This is a genomic window from Enterococcus sp. LJL120 (genome assembly GCF_054871765.1).
Genome location: NZ_JBTXLV010000010.1, coordinates 117,718 through 134,681, shown reverse-complemented (window position 1 = coordinate 134,681; position 16,964 = coordinate 117,718). Strand labels below are relative to the sequence as shown.

Genomic DNA, 16,964 nt, shown 5'->3' with positions numbered 1-16,964 from the left:
GATTGCGACCATTGGCATCATGTTTGGACATCATAGGCTTTCTCTCCTTAAATTCGTTTTCATAATTCTATTATAAAAGAAAAGACTGTAGACTTCATCCAGAAGTTGGACTTTGTCTACAGTCTGAGCCCATCAAAATAAATTGATGAGCTTCCTTAGATAGCAAAAGCTTAAAATGCTTTTAATGAATTCCAGCTAAAACCAAACAGCTACTTCACAAACATCGCATCGCCAAAACTGAAGAAACGGTAGCGCTCCTCAATGGCATGTTGGTAGGCAGCTAAAGTTTTTTCCCGGCCAGCAAAGGCGCTGACTAGCATCACTAAAGTTGATTTTGGCAGATGGAAATTGGTGGAGAAGGCCTGCACAACTTTAAACTGATAGCCCGGCGTAATAAAAATATCTGTCCAGCCGCTGTCGGCTTTAATGTCGCCGTCAAATTTAGTGCCGATGGTTTCCAATGTCCGGATTGAGGTCGTGCCCACGGCGATAATTTTTCCGCCAGCTTGACGCACTTGGTTTAATTCTGCGGCGGCGTCTTCAGTCAAGCGATAAAATTCGCTGTGCATATGATGCTCTGCAATATTATCCACGCTAACCGGGCGGAAAGTGCCTAGTCCGACATGCAGTGTCAAATAAACTAAGTGGACGCCTTTGTCAGCAATCTGCTTCAATAATTCTGGCGTAAAATGCAGACCTGCCGTTGGTGCGGCAGCCGAGCCGTTTTCTTTGGCATAAACAGTTTGATAACGGTCGGGGTCTTCTAAACGCTCTTTGATGTATGGCGGCAAAGGCATTTCGCCGAGGGATTCTAAATTTTCGAGAAAAATTCCTTCGTACTGAAATTCAATAATGCGGCCGCCGTGTTCTAACTCTTTGGTGACAACGGCGTTTAAGCGGCCATCACCAAAACGAATTTCCGTGCCGACTTTCGCCCGCTTAGCCGGTTTAATCAGTGTCTCCCATGTGTCCCCTTCAATATTGTTTAATAGCAGCATTTCCAAGTGGCCACCGGTATCGGGTTTTTCGCCGTAAAGACGCGCCGGCAAGACACGGGTATCATTCATCACTAACGCATCGCCGGAATTTAATTCATCTAAGATGTCGGTAAAATGGCGGTCTTCAATCTCGCCGGTTTCTTTATCTAAAACCAATAGGCGGGAGCTGGAGCGATCTTGTAATGGTGTTTGGGCAATCAATTCCTCTGGTAAATCAAAATCAAAATCTTCTGTGGTTAACATAGCCTTCACTCTTTCTTTTATCGTCTTGGGTATTTTATCACTTTTTGAAACCCTTGGCGAACGACAGATTATTTGCTTTCTATTTAAAAGGCTTCTATACTTACTATTAATAAGAAAGAAAACACGCGGAGGGATTTCCATGGCAACTTTTCATCACGTTTCATTATTAACTAGACATGCACAGGAAAATCTAGATTTTTACACCAAAGTTTTAGGTCTGCGCTTTGTCAAAAATACTGTCAATCAAGAAAATCATAAAATGCTCCATTACTACTATGGAGATTATAGCGGGGCCCCTGGGACTGTCGTGACTTTTTTTGTCGTGCCGCTTTTAGCACAGCGGCACGATGAAGACCATTTCTTAGGAACGATTGGTTTGAAAATTCCTAGTGGCAGCTTGGCTTTTTGGCAAGAGCGCTTGACTGCTTTAGACATTCCTTTTGAACAATCTGGAGCGAGCTTAGCCTTTAAAGATAGAGACGATGTTCAACTCTATTTAGAAGAGGTTGCAGCAGCCCCATTATCTGCCAGTCAAGTCGTCAAAAATGATATTCCCGCTGATAAACAAATTATCGGTCTACGCTCCACTGAATTTCACGTCAAAGAGCCGGCTAAGACCAGTGCTTTCTTTGAAAAATTTTTGGGCTGGTCAACAGTTAACGGGCGAATTCAGTTGAATCAAACAGATTTTGTTGAAATTATTCAAACGGATTCTGACAAAAAAGCCCACATGGGTCGCGGCAGTATGGACCACGTCGCTTTTGCGGTGAAGGATGATGCCGCCTTAGAAGCTTTGTATCAAAAAGCGCAAGAACAAGCTTGGGAAATTGAAGAGCTTGTTTCCCGTGGCTACTTCAAGAGTCTTTATATTCGTGAACCCGGTGGCAATCGCGTGGAATTTGCTACGATGCAGCCCGGCTTTACCATTGATGAACCGTTGGAAACCTTAGGTGAAAGTTTTGCCCTGCCTCCATTTTTACAAGGGCAGCGGGTAGAAATTGAAGCCCACATTTACAAAGACATGTAAATAATTTTAGACTCGCTGAAATCCTTATTTTTAGCTAGCTATACTACTAAGAACCTTGTTGCATGACAAGGTTCTTGTTTTTTTGTAAACGTTCCTTTTTTTCAAAAATATTTACAAAAAATGCAAATAATTTGAAATCTTCGCCATTTTTTATCATACTAGTAAATGAGACCGTTTAAAAAAAATGAAAATGAGGTGGATTTTTTGATCGAATTTGAGCATGTATCAAAAATTTACAAAGGAAATAAAGTGGCTGTTGAAGATTTCAATTTATCAATTGCTGATGGTGAGTTTATTTGTTTTATCGGTACCAGTGGGAGCGGAAAAACGACTTCCATGCGGATGATCAATCGGATGGAAACACCAACTAAAGGAACCATTACTATTGACGGTCAGGATATTACTAAAATCAATGCGGTGGAACTGCGCCGCAAAATCGGCTATGTGATTCAAAATATCGGCTTGATGCCCCATATGACCATTCGTGAAAATATTACTTTGGTGCAGCGTCTGTTGAAAGTCCCGGTTGCTGAACGTAATTCAACGGCTGAAAAAATGATTGATTTAGTCGAACTGCCTAGAGAAATGCTCGACCGTTATCCAAATGAGCTCTCCGGCGGGCAGCAACAACGGATTGGTGTCGTGCGGGCTTTGGCGGCCAATCAAGATATTATTTTAATGGATGAACCCTTTGGCGCATTGGACCCCATCACGCGGGAGTCGCTACAGGATTTGGTCAAGGATTTGCAGGAACGTTTAGGCAAAACGATTGTCTTTGTAACCCATGATATGGATGAAGCGCTGAAATTAGCCAGCCGGATTGTGATTATGAGCTACGGAAAAATTGTCCAGGTAGATACGCCTTCAAATATTTTACAAAATCCTGCCAATGAATTTGTCGAAGAATTAATCGGTGAAGATCGACTATTGCAAGCCAAACCAGATACGACAACTGTTGGAGAAGTTGCCTTGAGTACAGCAATTACCATCACTCCAGAGAAATCCCTGCAGGCTGCTATCAAACTGATGCGGGAAAAACGGGTTGATACGCTGTTAGTAGTCGACGATGAAAATGTTCTGAAAGGCTTTATTGACGTACAAACGATTCAACGACGCCGAGGCCGAGCTACCAGTGTTGGCGACATTTTAAATAAAGATGTCTTCTATGTGAAGAGCACTTCTTTTTTACGAAATACTTTGCAGCGGATTTTAAAACGGGGACTGAAATATGTGCCGGTTGTTGATGAAAAAAATCGCATTATGGGTATGCTGACCAGAGCTTCTCTAGTGGATATCGTCTACGATGTTATCTGGGGTGAAGAGGAATCAATCAGTGAAGCCATCGAGTCAGTCTCCGGTGACGAAGCCGGAATTGAAATTCCAGCGGCCTCCACTGATGAAGTAGTTGTAGAAGCTATTACGATTCCAGCAACAGCTGAAGCGAAAGAAACGATACCTTCAGAGGAGGGCGAATAAATTATGCAAGCCTTCTTTCAAGAATACGGCCAAGAAATAATTAATAAAACGATTGAACATATTTATATTTCAGCGTTGGCTTTAGGCTTAGGAATTATCATTGCGGTGCCGGTCGGCATTTTGCTGACGAGAACACCGAAAGCCGCCAGCATTGTTATCGGCTTCACTAGTGCTCTACAAACTGTACCCTCTTTAGCGTTGTTAGCTTTAATGGTACCTTTTCTTGGCGTTGGTGTGTTGCCCGCAGTAATTGCCTTGTTCATCTATTCATTGCTGCCGATTTTACGAAACACTTATATCGGTATGAAAAATGTTGACGCCAACTATCGTGACGTTGCTCGTGGCATGGGCATGACTCAGCTGCAATCAATTGTCAGCGTGGAAATTCCGATTGCCATTCCGACCATTATGGCGGGGATTCGGCTGGCAGCAGTCTATGTTATCGCTTGGGCAACCCTCGCTTCTTACATCGGTGCCGGTGGTCTCGGGGATTTAATTTTCAGCGGGCTGAATAATTATCAGCCACCATTAATTTTTGCCGGTACTATTCCGGTAACCATTCTTGCTTTGTTAGCAGATTGGCTTTTAGGTTTGCTGGAGAAAAAATTAACACCAATTGCCTTAAGAGGAGGAGAAGAAGCATGAGAATTAAAAAAATGTTAGCTGGCACTTTAGCTGCGGCAACTTTATTCCTCAGCGGCTGTTCTTTCCCAGGCTTGGCCAGCTCTGATGACACGACTATCGGGATTACCGGTGGGGTCACATCAGAAGCGCAGATTTTAGCCAGCATTGTCGCAGGTATGGTCGAACATTACACAGATAAAGATACAACGATTATTAATAATTTAGCCACCACCACCATTAACCATCAAGCGATGCTCAATGGTGACGCCTCAATTTCCGCCGCCCGTTATACCGGGACTGACTTGACGACAACTTTAGGTCTGGAGCCGGAAAGTGATCCGGCGATTGCGTTAGCAACAGTCAAAAAAGAATTTGAAGAACGTTTCCAGCAAACTTACTTTGATTCTTATGGCTTTGATAACACCTATGTTTTCTTAGTTACCAAAGAAACCGCTGAAGAATATAATTTGAAAACAGTCAGCGACTTACAAAATGTCGCCGGCGAACTAGTAGCCGGTGTTGATACCGCCTGGATTACCAGAGAAGGTGACGGCTATGATGGCTTCCAAGAGGCCTATGGTTTTTCTTTTTCAAATATTTTGCCGATGCAGATTGGTTTAGTTTATGATGCCGTTTCAAATGGCAAAATGGATATTGTGTTGGGGTACTCAACTGACGGTCGGATTGCCAGCTATGATTTAGTAGCGCTAGAGGATGATTTGAATTTCTTCCCCGCCTACGACGCAGCTCCAATTGTCGCTGATCAAACTTTAGAAGACACTCCAGGTCTGCGGGAGGCCATTGAAAAATTGGCCGGCACCATCACCACTGAAAAAATGCAGGAATTAAATTTCGAAGCCGATAATAATTTGGTGGAGCCTAGCATGGTGGCTGAACAATTTTTACAGGAAAATAATTATTTTGAGGAGGACCAGTAATATGCAGGATATGAATTTATTACAACAATTCATCTACTATTTCCAAGAGAATGGCGCCTATGTCTTCTCACAATTTCTGCGTCACTTTCTCATTTCCATTTATGGAGTAATTTTTGCCGCAATCGTGGCCATTCCGCTGGGCATTTTTATTTCCCGCCGAATGAAATTAGCCAATTGGGTGATTCGCTTAGCTAATATTATTCAAACGATTCCCTCTCTAGCGATGGTTTCGATTTTAATGATTGGCATGGGGCTAGGGGTTAATGTGGTAATTTTCACGGTCTTCCTCTATTCACTTTTACCAATTATCAAAAATACTTACACTGGCATGATTCAAGTCGATAAAAATATTTTAGACGTTGGAAAAGGCATGGGGATGACCAACTGGCAACGCCTCTTCATGGTGGAATTGCCACTAGCGGTTTCCGTTATTATGGCGGGGATTCGAAACGCCCTAGTAGTTGCCATTGGGATTACCGCAATTGGTGCCTTCGTTGGTGCTGGTGGTCTCGGGGATATTATTATTCGCGGAACCAATGCCACTGACGGCGCAGCAATTATTTTAGCTGGTGCCTTGCCAACTGCCTTGATGGCTATTATTACCGACTGGGTATTAGGTATCGTCGAACGCCGTTTAGATCCGGCGAGCGGACGAGGCCGGTAAGAAAAATATTTTTTTAGCAGCGACTAGCGGGGCTAGTCGCTGTTTTTAATAAATGAAAACATCCCTCTATCTACCTTAGCAATAACTTTATCTGCAACCGAAACTAATTGGCTATTCTTATCCCCTACCGCAATCCCATATCCGCAATATCGTAGCATCTCGATATCATTTCCACCGTCACCAACTGCAATACATTCGGACGGTAAAATATCATAATAGTTTAATGCCTGCTCAATGCCAGTCACTTTTGTCACAGATTTAGTTAAGACGCTGACAATTTGTGGGTGCCAGCGAGAAAAAACTAATTCCTGGAAGTTTCCTTTAAGTTGGCTATCATGATTGGATTTTATAAATGCACACATCAAGAAGATTGCCTCCTTTTGCTTCAGATTAAAGGTAGCTAAGTCATTTGCATCAAGTGCCATGGCTTCTTTTAAACCAGTTTGGATATCTTCGTTTTGAATGCCGTTTGAAAATAATTCTTCAGCATAAAAAGTTGCTGGAATCTGCTTTTGCCGAGTAAATTCAAAAAAATCCACAAGTATCTGAGGAGGCATTTTTTCGCAAAAGATTGTTTTCGTTTCAGTTTTGACTAATGCCCCGTTAGCACTAATAAGACAATCAATCAGCTTTTCCTTTAGTAAATACTCGCAATGATTATGAGGACGTCCAGTAGCTAAAAATACTCGGATGTTCTGTTGGCGAATTTCACGAAGGGTTTCTTCAATCTCTTTTGTAATTCTTGGCTCGTTGTAATTTTTGAGTGTTCCATCATAATCAAAAATGATGGCTTTTACCTTTTTGATGTCAACCACAACCTTTATAATTTCCCCCCAGTATAGCAAGTTTGGAATTATTCGTAAAATTGTTCTGGAAGATATTTTTCTAATTATTTTGCGGGGAGCCGGCAATAAACCTTCGCATTTTCTATGTTAAAGTTCCTTTACATTGCCGTTATAATAGCATTTGTAAAGTCTCTTTGATAGAATAAGTCTAGCGTATCGACTAAATTAATGACAAGGAGACAGACATGAATATCGGAGAATCCATTAAGTATTATCGCAATCAATCCACTTTAACTCAGGAGGATTTAGCCGAAAAAGTTCATGTATCTAGACAGACCATCTCAAGCTGGGAAAATTCCAAAAGCTTGCCGGATATTACCAGTCTAGTTATGTTGAGCGATTTATTTCAGGTCTCTTTAGACGAATTAATAAAAGGAGATACCACCATGATTAAAAAATTAGAAGTCAAACAAGAAAAGGCAACCTACACAAAACAATACCGAATTAGCTACGCCCTCAATGCATTAATGGCCTTACTTGCAGTGCTATTGTACCTGACCAATTATGATGTTTGGTACGTCTATGCGTTGCTGGCCCTCGTTATTCTGGGGAACGTTGTCATTATATTTATGGAGTATGATAAATATAAAGAAAAAGTCCATCAGGTGAAATAAAAATATTGTCGTGTTAAATATCAGCACACCAAAAAACCGACGGAGCATGTAGTGCCCCCAAATAATTAGATTTTTGGTCTAATTCTTGGGGGGCGGTACAGGAATCCTGTCGGTATTTTTGGTGCTTTAGTTTTAGTTTTGCCTGTGATTTTATTTTAATCCAGCAATCACTTGTCTATAGAACAATTAAACCAAATAGAAAAATTAGTAGCACAATCACCGCCACAAGCAATGGCTTGTTTTCTGATTTCAATAACTGAAAGAGCGTACGATTGTCATTGGTTGCCGCTACTCGTTTAGCAAAATACATGAGTGTCAAAAAATTCAACATGATGCCGATAGTTACTAAAGAAAATGCCGGAGCAGACAATTCACCAAAGAATTTCTGGGTGCTAATTATTAATAGAAAAATGATATTCGTCCCCCAGCTCAGCCAAAAATATTTGCGGGCAACCTTAGCAGCCTCTATTTTTTTAATATTTTCCACAAGATCAGATCCTTCCAATAATAGAGTGTCTAGTGAAAAGTCGAATAATTTTGCCAAAAGAACCAAGCTGTCAATATCCGGTGTCGTCTTGCCAGTCTCCCAATTGGATATTGTTTTTTTCGAGACAAAAATTTTTTCCGCCAACTGCTCTTGAGTTAACTTTGCCTCTGCTCGTTTTTCTTTTAACAAATTTTTGATATCCACTACTCTTCCTCCACAACTTACGTTAAAAAATCTGATTCCACAATCCAATATATTGCACTTTTGTAAAAAAGTCGATAGCAATTGATTGCACTTTGTTGTTAAATCAATGATTATCGAAGGTTTAATATGCAGCTAAATCTTTTTGTAAAATTTATTATCTTTGATTAGCAGCTAGCTCATTTAGCAAACGAGATACTCATGTCAAACCTTAAAAATCACCTCCTCACAAAATATTCCCTCCCAATTTCATTTCCACCACTCGATTAAATGCCATATACCATTTCACTTTTTAATTGCCGTAAATAAAAAAAGCCCATTAATCCGAACCGATTATCAGGGGTAAAATCGCCTTACCTTAAATTAAACAGTCATAAAACAGTAATTATCTGATTTAAAATCATTCTAAAAAATCACTGAAATACATATACCATTTCCATAAATTTTAGATAGATTTGCTTATTTTTTGAACAATCAGAAAAATTTTTTGTGTTTTTTTATCTTACTAATAATTAACTCAGCTCACTACTTTTTTTCTAAGTCCGTGTTCAATTTTTACACGCGCAATTGTCGAATGAAAATAGCATCTTACACAATAAAAGCTTGATTAAATTTCTCCCTGAATCAATTCCATAGTAAAAATATTATTCAAATATATTTTTTTATACGTCCGTTATTTATTTAGAACTGATTAAAATTTATATAGTGCTAGATGATAAAAAGATTTATAATTACTAAGCAATACTTAAAGTGGACTCTAACTATGTAACGAATAAGTTTGGTGAATAATAAATATTTGCGCAGAGACTTATTATTCATATCATTATTTTCACTTATCAAGTGTACTTAGAGCCCCATAATAAAAACGAAAGAAGGAATTCCAATGGAGAAAGAAAGTTTTTTAGATAGGTTTGGTAATAAGCTGATGCCGGTAGCGACTAAGCTCAATTCAAACCGCTATCTAGCAGCAATTCGTGATGGTTTTTTTGCATCAATGTCCATCATTATCGTCGGTTCAATTTTTTTAATTTTCCCAAATTTCCCATACCAAGGCTTCATCGATTTTATGAATGGTATTTTTGGAGACAACTGGGTGCTATTTTGTAATAGAGCCTATGACATGTCAGTCAATATCATGTCTATCTATGTAGTTATCGGAATCTCAAAAAGTCTTGGTAACTTTTATAAATTAGATACAATTTCCTCAATTATTCCAGCACTATTATCTTATTTCCTATTAACCCCAACAATTACTGGCGCAGACGAAGCAGTCGGCCTGCCAATCAGCAACTTTGGCGCAGCCGGATTGTTCTTGGGCATGCTGACAGCTATTTTATCTGTCGAAATTACCCGCTTTGTTTTAAGCAGAGGCTGGAAAATCAAAATGCCTGATACTGTTCCTGATAATGTCTCCCGCTCATTTGAGGCCCTGATACCTGCAGTTTTCATTTTTCTAATTTATTTATTTATCTTTTTTGGTTTCAAGATGACGCCTTACGGGGACGCTCAAACCTTTATTTTTGAAATATTACAAAAACCATTAACCGCTCTGGGTGCATCACTTCCTGCAACTATTATTGTCCAAGTTTTAGCTACCTTACTTTTCTCTTTTGGTTTACACGGACCCAATATCGTAGGCTCGGTTATGACTCCTATTTGGACTGCCTTAACCGTTGAAAACTCTGAGGCCTACAAAGTTGGCGATGTGATTCCTAACATCGTCAATGCTCAATTCGATGCCAATTATGTAAAATTAGGTGGCTGCGGAACCACCATCGGTCTAGTCATTTTATTTTTGGTTTTTGCTAAGTCTTCTCAATTTAAAACTTTAGGAAAACTTGCCATTGGCCCGTCTCTTTTCAATATAAATGAACCATTAATTTTTGGGACCCCAATTGTATTAAACCCTATTTTGATGATTCCTTTCATTCTATCGCCAATTATTTTTGCTAGTTTAAGCTATTTTGTCACTTACATTGGCTTAGTTCCCGCTGCAAATGGTGTAAATATTCCTTGGACGATGCCGCCAATTTTATCTGGGTTATTTATTAGTGGATGGCGAGGTGCTGTTTGGCAAATTGTGGAAATTTTCATTTCAATCGCTTGGTACTATCCGTTCTTTAGAATCGCAGATAAGCAAGCTTACCAAATAGAAAAAGCCGCTTAGGTTACTTGCGTTGCCAATTTTTCTAAGTTTCCAACTTGGCAACTATCGCCTTAACTAAAACTTATTTTTAAAGAACAATGAAGTGTGGCGTAAGTCAAAACAGGTGAAAAATCTTCGAAGCTTTTCCTGTCAGCACTAGTAAATGCATTGGACTTTTTTGAGTAGGACGTTGGCTTCTTACTATTTTGAAGCGATATTCCTTGCCTTCAGTTCGTCTATTTACTGGATACAAACAGGCTTGAAGTTTTTATTTGTCTAAATTAAAAAACTTATCCAATAGCAACACTTCTAATTCCTAGCAATCCAGTATAGTTTACAAAAAAATCCGCCAATTAGTGTTGCGACTAATTGACGTTTTTTTTGTAAATTTTGTTTGCTTAAATCAACCCCAGCTCCTGACAAGCATAATAGATACCATCATCCCAAACAGCTTTGGTGACAAAGGCTGCTTTGTCCTTCAAGGGCTGAATGGCATTGCCCATCGCTACAGGGGTGCCGACAGCATCAAACATTTCTAAATCATTTTCCTCGTCGCCAAAGGCAACAGCTTGGTCAGCAGTCAGTCCAAGTTTCTCTAATAAAACTTTGATGCCGGCTGCTTTTGAAACACCTTCTGGAAAAATATCTAGAGAGTTTGGTGCAGTTTTAACGACCTTCAAATCCTTTAGCCAGCCGGTCACAACACTTTTATCTTCGGCTGTTACTAAAATTTGAAAGACATTTTGGGGAATCTCTCCGACCGCTAACTGATTGACTGAAATTCCACGATCCATCAGTGGCTGCACTAGCTGCGGGACAAAGATTCCTTTTTGTGTATCATAGAAAACAGCTAGGTTGCGGGCTTCAATTTCTGGAACAATTTTCGCCATGATGTCTGGTTCAATAAATCTTTGGTAAATCGCTTGGCCTTCATGAATAATTTCTTGACCATTAGAAGTAATCACAGTTTCAATGCCCAAAGAATCTGCTAAGGCTTTGACTACGCCAGACCAGCGGCCGGTGGCAATCACCGAAATAATTCCTTTTTCTTTCAGTTTTTGAATGGCTAAGCGGGTTGAATCAGGAATACCGTCAGTGATGTTCATCGTCATTTGACGGGGGTTGATGAGTGTACCATCGATATCGAAAAACGCAATGGCAACATTTGGTGTGCTGATAAGGCTCACCCTTTCTGCAATAGTTTTGTTAAAGCAGCAATAATCAACTCGTGATCAGCCAAATGATCTAAACCAGAAACACAGATGGCACCTTTTAGCTGATTGTTTTGAAAAATTGGAAAACCACCGCCGCAAATTGCATACTCATCCGTTTTTTCCCATTCCACAAAAGTTGGATTGACCGCTTTCATATAGAAAGTATATAGGGAACTGTGGCCACTGTCCATCACTGTTTTAGTTTTGCGGGCCAGCCACGGACTCTCTTTGCGGCCGACCATCAAATAATGCAGCACAACCTTATCTTCAAAGTAAATTTGAATGCCAACGCTCGATAAATTCTGAGCGCTAACAGAATTTTTAATTTCTTCAGCGATTTTAAAAGCAATCTCACTGTCAAAAGTTTCAAATTGCAAGTCCTGTTCTAATTGCAATAATTTTTCTAACTCGACATTATCCTTCTGTAATAACATTGGCAGCTTCCTGTTCTTTAGCTAATTGTTCTTCTTTTTCCCGAGCTTGTTCATTTGTATAAGCTAAATTATCTGCAGTTTTAAAGAATGGCAGATAAATCAGCAGTGAAATCCCAATCTGCACGATATTTAACAAGGCTCCGCGCCAGCCACAGGTGAGAAATCCAGCAAGAATCGGCGGTGTCGTCCAAGGGATATTGACGCCATTGGTATAAGGTACGAGCCCACTACTCATGGCAAAGTATGCGACAATTGCCATCACAATTGGTGTGATGATAAAAGGAATAATCGGGTTCAAGACAATCGGAATCCCGAAAATAATTGTTTCGTTGATTGTAAAGATTTCTGGAATGATTGACAGCTTCCCAATTGCTTTAAACTGTTTAGAACGGGAAAAGAAGAATAACAGAATCACTAAGCCAAAGGTCGCACCGGAACCACCGATTTTAATAAAGTTTTGGTAAAATTGGTAGTTGATGATGTTGGGAACGTCAACGCCTGCTTGGACTGCTGTAAGATTTTCAGCTGTTAAAGAAAGCCAAATCGGTTGCATTACGGAACCAACTACATTCGCCCCGTGAATCCCGAAGGACCAGAGCACACCCTCAATTAACAATACTAAAATCGTTGCTGGCAAAGTATTTCCTAGAGAGGTTAATGGTGTTTGCAAATTATCAAAAATGAAATTTTGCACATTGCCATAAGCTGTTGCTTCAAAACCAATTCTAACGAAATTAAAGACAACAATAATTAATAAGATCGGAACTAAAGTTGAAAAGGAATTGGCAACATTGGCGGGAACAGAATCTGGCATTTTAATTTTCCAGCCTTTTTTATCGGCAAAGTGCATAAGTTCAACGGCGAAAATTGCGACTAAGATACCAACAAACAAACCAGATGCCCCTAAGTTTGATAAGGGAATTCCCACACCTAAGCTGTCATCTGCGAAACCATACATCGGCGTCACTACGAAAAAGGCGGCTAGGCCGGCGAAAATGCCCCCCATGCGGTCCAAGTTGTAACGACGAGACAAGTCATTGGCTACCCCGATAACCACATAGACTGTCATCATACTCATGGAAATATCATTGGGCATATTGAAAATATTTTGCCAGGTATCGCCAAAGGTATTTACCATAAAATCTGTGTAAGGTTGGATTGGTAAATTGGCGAACAACACGAAAAACGAGCCGACAATCAACAATGGCATCGCTGCCATAAACGCATTTTTGACAGCCGATAAGTAGCGATTGGCATCTAGCTTAATCGCAATCGGCGTCATTTTCTCCTCAAAAACTGACATTAGTTTGTTCATTTATTTTCCCTCCTGTGACTCTATCGAATAAATCTTTGCAGATAATTCCAATAATTATGACTAGCCTTCCCCGTCGGAGTCTGCATGAAACGATTAAAACTTCTTTGCTGCTATCAGCAGTTTATCCGTATCACAAGACTCCGCTAGGCAAAAGCCGTCAGCTAAATTGACTTAGCTGCGCATTTGATTAATGCCTTCTTCAAGAATTTCAATTTGACGAATCGTTTCTTCGTCTTTGACAATTTTATCTGCGCCGTTAATCAATGTTTCATATACGCCTTGATAAACGCGGCTGTAATCACCAACTTCAGAGACAACTTTTTCTTCATGGTAATTGCCATTTTCATCCATATAAGTCAAAGTGCCATAATGCTGCGGCAAATCGATTCCAAAATCTGCATTGGTCGGCATATAAAATTTCTTCAAGTCTTCCTCTTGACGGTCTTTGGTTTCTTTGACAAAGACTCCTTTTTTACCATAAACAACAAAGCTTGGGCGTTCCTTCAGGCGGAAATAACTGGATTTCACTGAAACCTTCATGGTGCCGTAATATAAATCCAAATCAAAATAATCATTCATCCGATTTGGTCCTAATAATTGGCGGACATCATAGTGAACATCATCAGGATCACCGAAAAATGAAATCACTTGGTCTAATGTGTGGCAACCGTGGCCGTATAAATAACTGTTAATTCGCGAAAATTCATGGATGCTTTCAGGAATTTCTGGACGATAGTAGTCGTAATGCATTTCGACTTCTAAAATATCCCCCAGCTTGCCACTTTGAATGACTTTTTGAACGGTTAAAAAGTCAGAATCAAACCGACGATTTTGATAACATTGAACAAATAAACCTTTTTCTTTCGCTAATGCAAATAATTCTTTGGCCTCCGCTGATGTTTCACTGAAGGGTTTTTCAACTAAGACATTTTTGCCAGCTTCTAAAACTTTCTTCGCTAATGGATAATGCTGATTACTTGGCGTACAAATGACTACCAATTGAATGTCTGGGTCGGTTAAAACTTCTGTAATATCCGTCGTGTAATGAATCCCCGCAATTTTTTCCCAAGCTAAGTTATCCTTTGGTGAATAGATGGTTTTGACTTTGATATTTTCTTTCTTCAAAGAAAATGGCAAATGATAGCGATTGGTACTTTTTCCGTTGCCGATGTATGCAATTGTTAACATATTTTTTTCCTGCTTTCTTAATTAATTTTTTTTGATTCCTGTAAGCAATTGTCTGTTGACGTTTGCTAAATAGTTGAAGTAATGTTGTTAAATTTAGGTCACTGGATTTCCAGCAACTCTTAACTGGCTTCAGTATATAAGATATTTTTTGATAAATATCAGCTGTTTGTATAATTGGTAACAATGTTCAAAAATTTTCAAGATTGGCTAGTTCAACGAGTTCTTTTTTAAACATCATGTTCAAAGCGTTTTCAAAAAGTCCAATGGCTCTTTAACTATCAAGGATGGATTGCTTTTAGTTCTGGTTAGCCAGCTCCACAATATGAAACTGGCTAATTCCTTGAAGAAAAAGACTCGGATTGAAGCAGCTGCTTTAGTTCATTATCCTAAAGTAATTCCGGCATCCGCCAAGGCAGCTTCGACTACTTCCATCACGATTTCACTGTGGTTCATCATCGTGGCGGCTTGCGCCAAATCCTTGTCGGCAATCATTTTGGCAAAGGTTTTGAATTCTTCGTACATGCGATGGGGATAAACTTTTTGGTCCATTTCCTCAGCTTCAGTGCCGTTCATCTCAACTGCATAGCTGTCCACCACATTTGTCGGGCCATTGACAATCAGCGAGCCTTTCGTTCCTTGAATCGTTGAACGAATTTTGGCAGTGGAATCCTTAGCCCCTATACAAACAACTTTTGTCTGTTGATAATCCAGAACCAGCATGCCAGAAGTATCGATGTCTTTTTCCAAATTCGCAAAATAGTTGACAGCACTTGGCCGACCTAATAAACCAACGACAAAATGAATATTGTAAATATTGATGTCCATCAAGGCGCCACCGCCCATTTTCGGATTAAAGGCGGGCAAAATTGTACCGGCTTTAAAGGCATCATAGCGGGAAGAATATTGGGAGTAGTTGCATTCGATTAACTTCAAGTCTCCTAAAGTTGCAGTCGCTTCTTTAATGCCCCGATAATTGGCTAAGTATTGATTGGTAATCGCTTCAACTAAAATTAAATCAGCGGCTTGCGCCAAATTTTTCAACTCAATTAATTCAGCTAGCTTTAAAGTAAATGGTTTTTCGCAGACGACATGTTTACCGTGTTCCAACGCTTTTTTAGCAAAAGCGTAATGGAGATGATTCGGCACCGCCACATACACTGTGTCAATATCCGCTTCTTTTAAACAAGTTTCATAATCGGTATACACTTCTTTGATGTCGTATTGTTCCTGCAGCGCCTGCATATTTTCCAAATCGGCGTCGACACCGACAATGGCCTGTAGTTCAACCTCCGGTAAATCCTTGGTAATGGTCAGAAAATCTTTGACAATCATACCGGCACCCGTAATAGCTAATTTCATTTGCGTTCCTCTTTTCTAGTTGTTAAGCCAACTATAAGAGATTCTTCCAGTGAAAAAAGCAAATCCCGCAAAACTGGTCAAAATGTTCAACTATTTTCAAAAAAGGCTGTTAGAAGCCTACCAGAGAGTAAACATCATGTTCAAGGAAAACTCTTTTTTTTAAAGCAAACAAATAAGACTATGACAAAAATTGTCATAGCCTTGCATTATCTACTATTTAAAACTGTCTTAATCTGAAATCATCTGCCAGATGATAAAAAGTTTCCAATAAAAAAATCGTTTGTTAATCCAACTGATCTTCAAAAAAATTCTCGTCTAGAACCCGTTCTTTATTTTTTAAATCAACTAAGTGGGTCGTGTAATCTTTGGAATACACGACGGAAAACAAGGTATCCAGTACATATTCAAAGGAAATTTGTGAAGCAAAGGTCCCCACTTTGACATTTTCCAACTCGCCAGCCGGCACCTCAATACACAATTGGCTAAATTGGGCCAACGTCGATTCCCGATTGCTGGTCAACAAGACTGTTTTAATTTTCTTGCGATTCAGATATTGGATAAATTTGCGATAACTGCGGGACTCGCCGCTATAGCTGATAAAAATCGTCAAGTCCGCCTGCGTCACATTCATGGCACTCCATTCAGACTCGCCGTATTCATCCGCCACAATTAGATAGCGATTGATTTTATTGAATTTATTTTGAAAACTGCGGGCGCGAATCTGAGAATCACCGGTACCGAAGAGAAATACCCGCTGTGAACTCAGCAAAAGCTGCGCCACCTCATCTAAAACTTGATTATCCAAGCCACTGAAGGTTTTGCGAATCGATTCGATGCATAAATCCGCCACCTGTTTGGCAATTTTAGCCGCATTATCTGAAGGTCGAAATGGAAAATTCGGGTCCACCTGACTCGTGATATGACGGCTCTCTTGGAAAGCCTTCGCCAATGCAATTTTAAATTCACGATAGCCGGCAAAGCCTAATTTCTTGGCCAAACGCACCACCGCCGAATGGGAAGAGTAAGCCTTTTTCGCCAAATCCGAAATATTCATCTCAGCCATTTCATCTTGATGAGCCAAAATATACTCCGCCAAACGCTTCTCCGTATCAGTAAAATCTTTTTTTGCTGTCAGCTGCTCTAGCACATTCACAAAAATCACCTCCCCTTCTTTTTAGCAGAAGTTGTCTG

Annotated in this window: 16 protein-coding genes; 7 read left to right on the top strand and 9 right to left on the bottom strand. The window is 39.9% G+C overall.

Going from position 1 to position 16,964, the window contains the following annotated elements; all coding sequences use genetic code 11:
- Positions 1 to 209 precede the first annotated feature (209 nt).
- The gene (gene queA / locus ACYSNU_RS16085; protein ID WP_461738186.1) at positions 210 to 1,241 is read right to left on the bottom strand and encodes a tRNA preQ1(34) S-adenosylmethionine ribosyltransferase-isomerase QueA; all 1,032 of its coding nucleotides are present in this window, start codon (positions 1,239 to 1,241) and stop codon (positions 210 to 212) included.
- Positions 1,242 to 1,380: 139 nt separating this feature from the next.
- On the opposite strand from queA, the gene ACYSNU_RS16080 reads away from it, so the two are divergent.
- The 5 genes from ACYSNU_RS16080 (at position 1,381) to ACYSNU_RS16060 (ending at position 5,970) form a co-directional block, all read left to right on the top strand.
- Positions 1,381 to 2,268 carry a VOC family protein gene (locus ACYSNU_RS16080; protein WP_461738185.1) on the top strand — a complete coding sequence of 296 codons (888 nt, stop codon included), beginning with the start codon at positions 1,381 to 1,383 and terminating at the stop codon, positions 2,266 to 2,268.
- 195 nt (positions 2,269 to 2,463) lie between these two features.
- Positions 2,464 to 3,744: a betaine/proline/choline family ABC transporter ATP-binding protein gene (locus tag ACYSNU_RS16075; RefSeq protein WP_461738184.1), complete on the top strand. Its 1,281-nt coding sequence runs from the start codon at positions 2,464 to 2,466 to the stop codon at positions 3,742 to 3,744.
- Between the two features lie 3 nt (positions 3,745 to 3,747).
- Positions 3,748 to 4,389, top strand: a complete 642-nt coding sequence (locus ACYSNU_RS16070) for an ABC transporter permease (RefSeq protein ID WP_461738183.1) — start codon at positions 3,748 to 3,750, stop codon at positions 4,387 to 4,389.
- A complete protein-coding gene (locus ACYSNU_RS16065) occupies positions 4,386 to 5,306 on the top strand; it encodes an osmoprotectant ABC transporter substrate-binding protein (RefSeq protein ID WP_461738182.1) in 921 nt (306 codons plus the stop codon). Before ACYSNU_RS16070 ends, ACYSNU_RS16065 begins: the two co-directional genes overlap by 4 nt.
- A 1-nt stretch (position 5,307) precedes the next feature.
- Positions 5,308 to 5,970: an ABC transporter permease gene (locus ACYSNU_RS16060; protein WP_322597308.1), complete on the top strand. Its 663-nt coding sequence runs from the start codon at positions 5,308 to 5,310 to the stop codon at positions 5,968 to 5,970.
- 32 nt (positions 5,971 to 6,002) lie between these two features.
- Here ACYSNU_RS16060 and ACYSNU_RS16055 read toward each other — a convergent pair whose 3' ends face one another.
- Positions 6,003 to 6,785 carry a Cof-type HAD-IIB family hydrolase gene (locus ACYSNU_RS16055; protein WP_461738181.1) on the bottom strand — a complete coding sequence of 261 codons (783 nt, stop codon included), beginning with the start codon at positions 6,783 to 6,785 and terminating at the stop codon, positions 6,003 to 6,005.
- A 215-nt stretch (positions 6,786 to 7,000) separates the two neighbouring features.
- Here ACYSNU_RS16055 and ACYSNU_RS16050 point away from each other — a divergent pair, with 215 nt between their 5' ends.
- A complete protein-coding gene (locus ACYSNU_RS16050) occupies positions 7,001 to 7,429 on the top strand; it encodes a helix-turn-helix domain-containing protein (protein WP_461738180.1) in 429 nt (142 codons plus the stop codon).
- Positions 7,430 to 7,604: 175 nt separating this feature from the next.
- On the opposite strand, the gene ACYSNU_RS16045 is transcribed toward ACYSNU_RS16050, so the two are convergent.
- On the bottom strand, positions 7,605 to 8,120 hold the full coding sequence (locus ACYSNU_RS16045) for a helix-turn-helix transcriptional regulator (protein ID WP_461738179.1): 516 nt from the start codon (positions 8,118 to 8,120) through the stop codon (positions 7,605 to 7,607).
- 880 nt (positions 8,121 to 9,000) lie between these two features.
- On the opposite strand from ACYSNU_RS16045, the gene ACYSNU_RS16040 reads away from it, so the two are divergent.
- The gene (locus tag ACYSNU_RS16040) at positions 9,001 to 10,284 is read left to right on the top strand and encodes a PTS sugar transporter subunit IIC (RefSeq protein WP_461738178.1); all 1,284 of its coding nucleotides are present in this window, start codon (positions 9,001 to 9,003) and stop codon (positions 10,282 to 10,284) included.
- Between the two features lie 377 nt (positions 10,285 to 10,661).
- Here ACYSNU_RS16040 and ACYSNU_RS16035 read toward each other — a convergent pair whose 3' ends face one another.
- The 6 genes from ACYSNU_RS16035 to ACYSNU_RS16010 form a co-directional block, all read right to left on the bottom strand.
- Complete coding sequence (locus tag ACYSNU_RS16035) at positions 10,662 to 11,450, bottom strand: Cof-type HAD-IIB family hydrolase (RefSeq protein ID WP_461738177.1); 789 nt, start codon at positions 11,448 to 11,450, stop codon at positions 10,662 to 10,664.
- Positions 11,447 to 11,911 carry a heme-binding protein gene (locus tag ACYSNU_RS16030; RefSeq protein WP_461738176.1) on the bottom strand — a complete coding sequence of 155 codons (465 nt, stop codon included), beginning with the start codon at positions 11,909 to 11,911 and terminating at the stop codon, positions 11,447 to 11,449. The genes ACYSNU_RS16035 and ACYSNU_RS16030 overlap by 4 nt, the downstream gene beginning before the upstream one ends.
- Positions 11,892 to 13,226, bottom strand: a complete 1,335-nt coding sequence (locus ACYSNU_RS16025; protein WP_461738175.1) for a PTS sugar transporter subunit IIC — start codon at positions 13,224 to 13,226, stop codon at positions 11,892 to 11,894. Before ACYSNU_RS16025 ends, ACYSNU_RS16030 begins: the two co-directional genes overlap by 20 nt.
- 171 nt (positions 13,227 to 13,397) lie before the next feature.
- The gene (locus ACYSNU_RS16020) at positions 13,398 to 14,414 is read right to left on the bottom strand and encodes an oxidoreductase (RefSeq protein ID WP_461738174.1); all 1,017 of its coding nucleotides are present in this window, start codon (positions 14,412 to 14,414) and stop codon (positions 13,398 to 13,400) included.
- A 381-nt stretch (positions 14,415 to 14,795) separates the two neighbouring features.
- Positions 14,796 to 15,773 (bottom strand): Gfo/Idh/MocA family protein, encoded by a 978-nt coding sequence (locus ACYSNU_RS16015; protein WP_461738173.1) that lies wholly within the window; start codon positions 15,771 to 15,773, stop codon positions 14,796 to 14,798.
- Positions 15,774 to 16,056: 283 nt separating this feature from the next.
- On the bottom strand, positions 16,057 to 16,926 hold the full coding sequence (locus ACYSNU_RS16010) for a MurR/RpiR family transcriptional regulator (RefSeq protein ID WP_461738172.1): 870 nt from the start codon (positions 16,924 to 16,926) through the stop codon (positions 16,057 to 16,059).
- Positions 16,927 to 16,964: the final 38 nt, after the last annotated feature.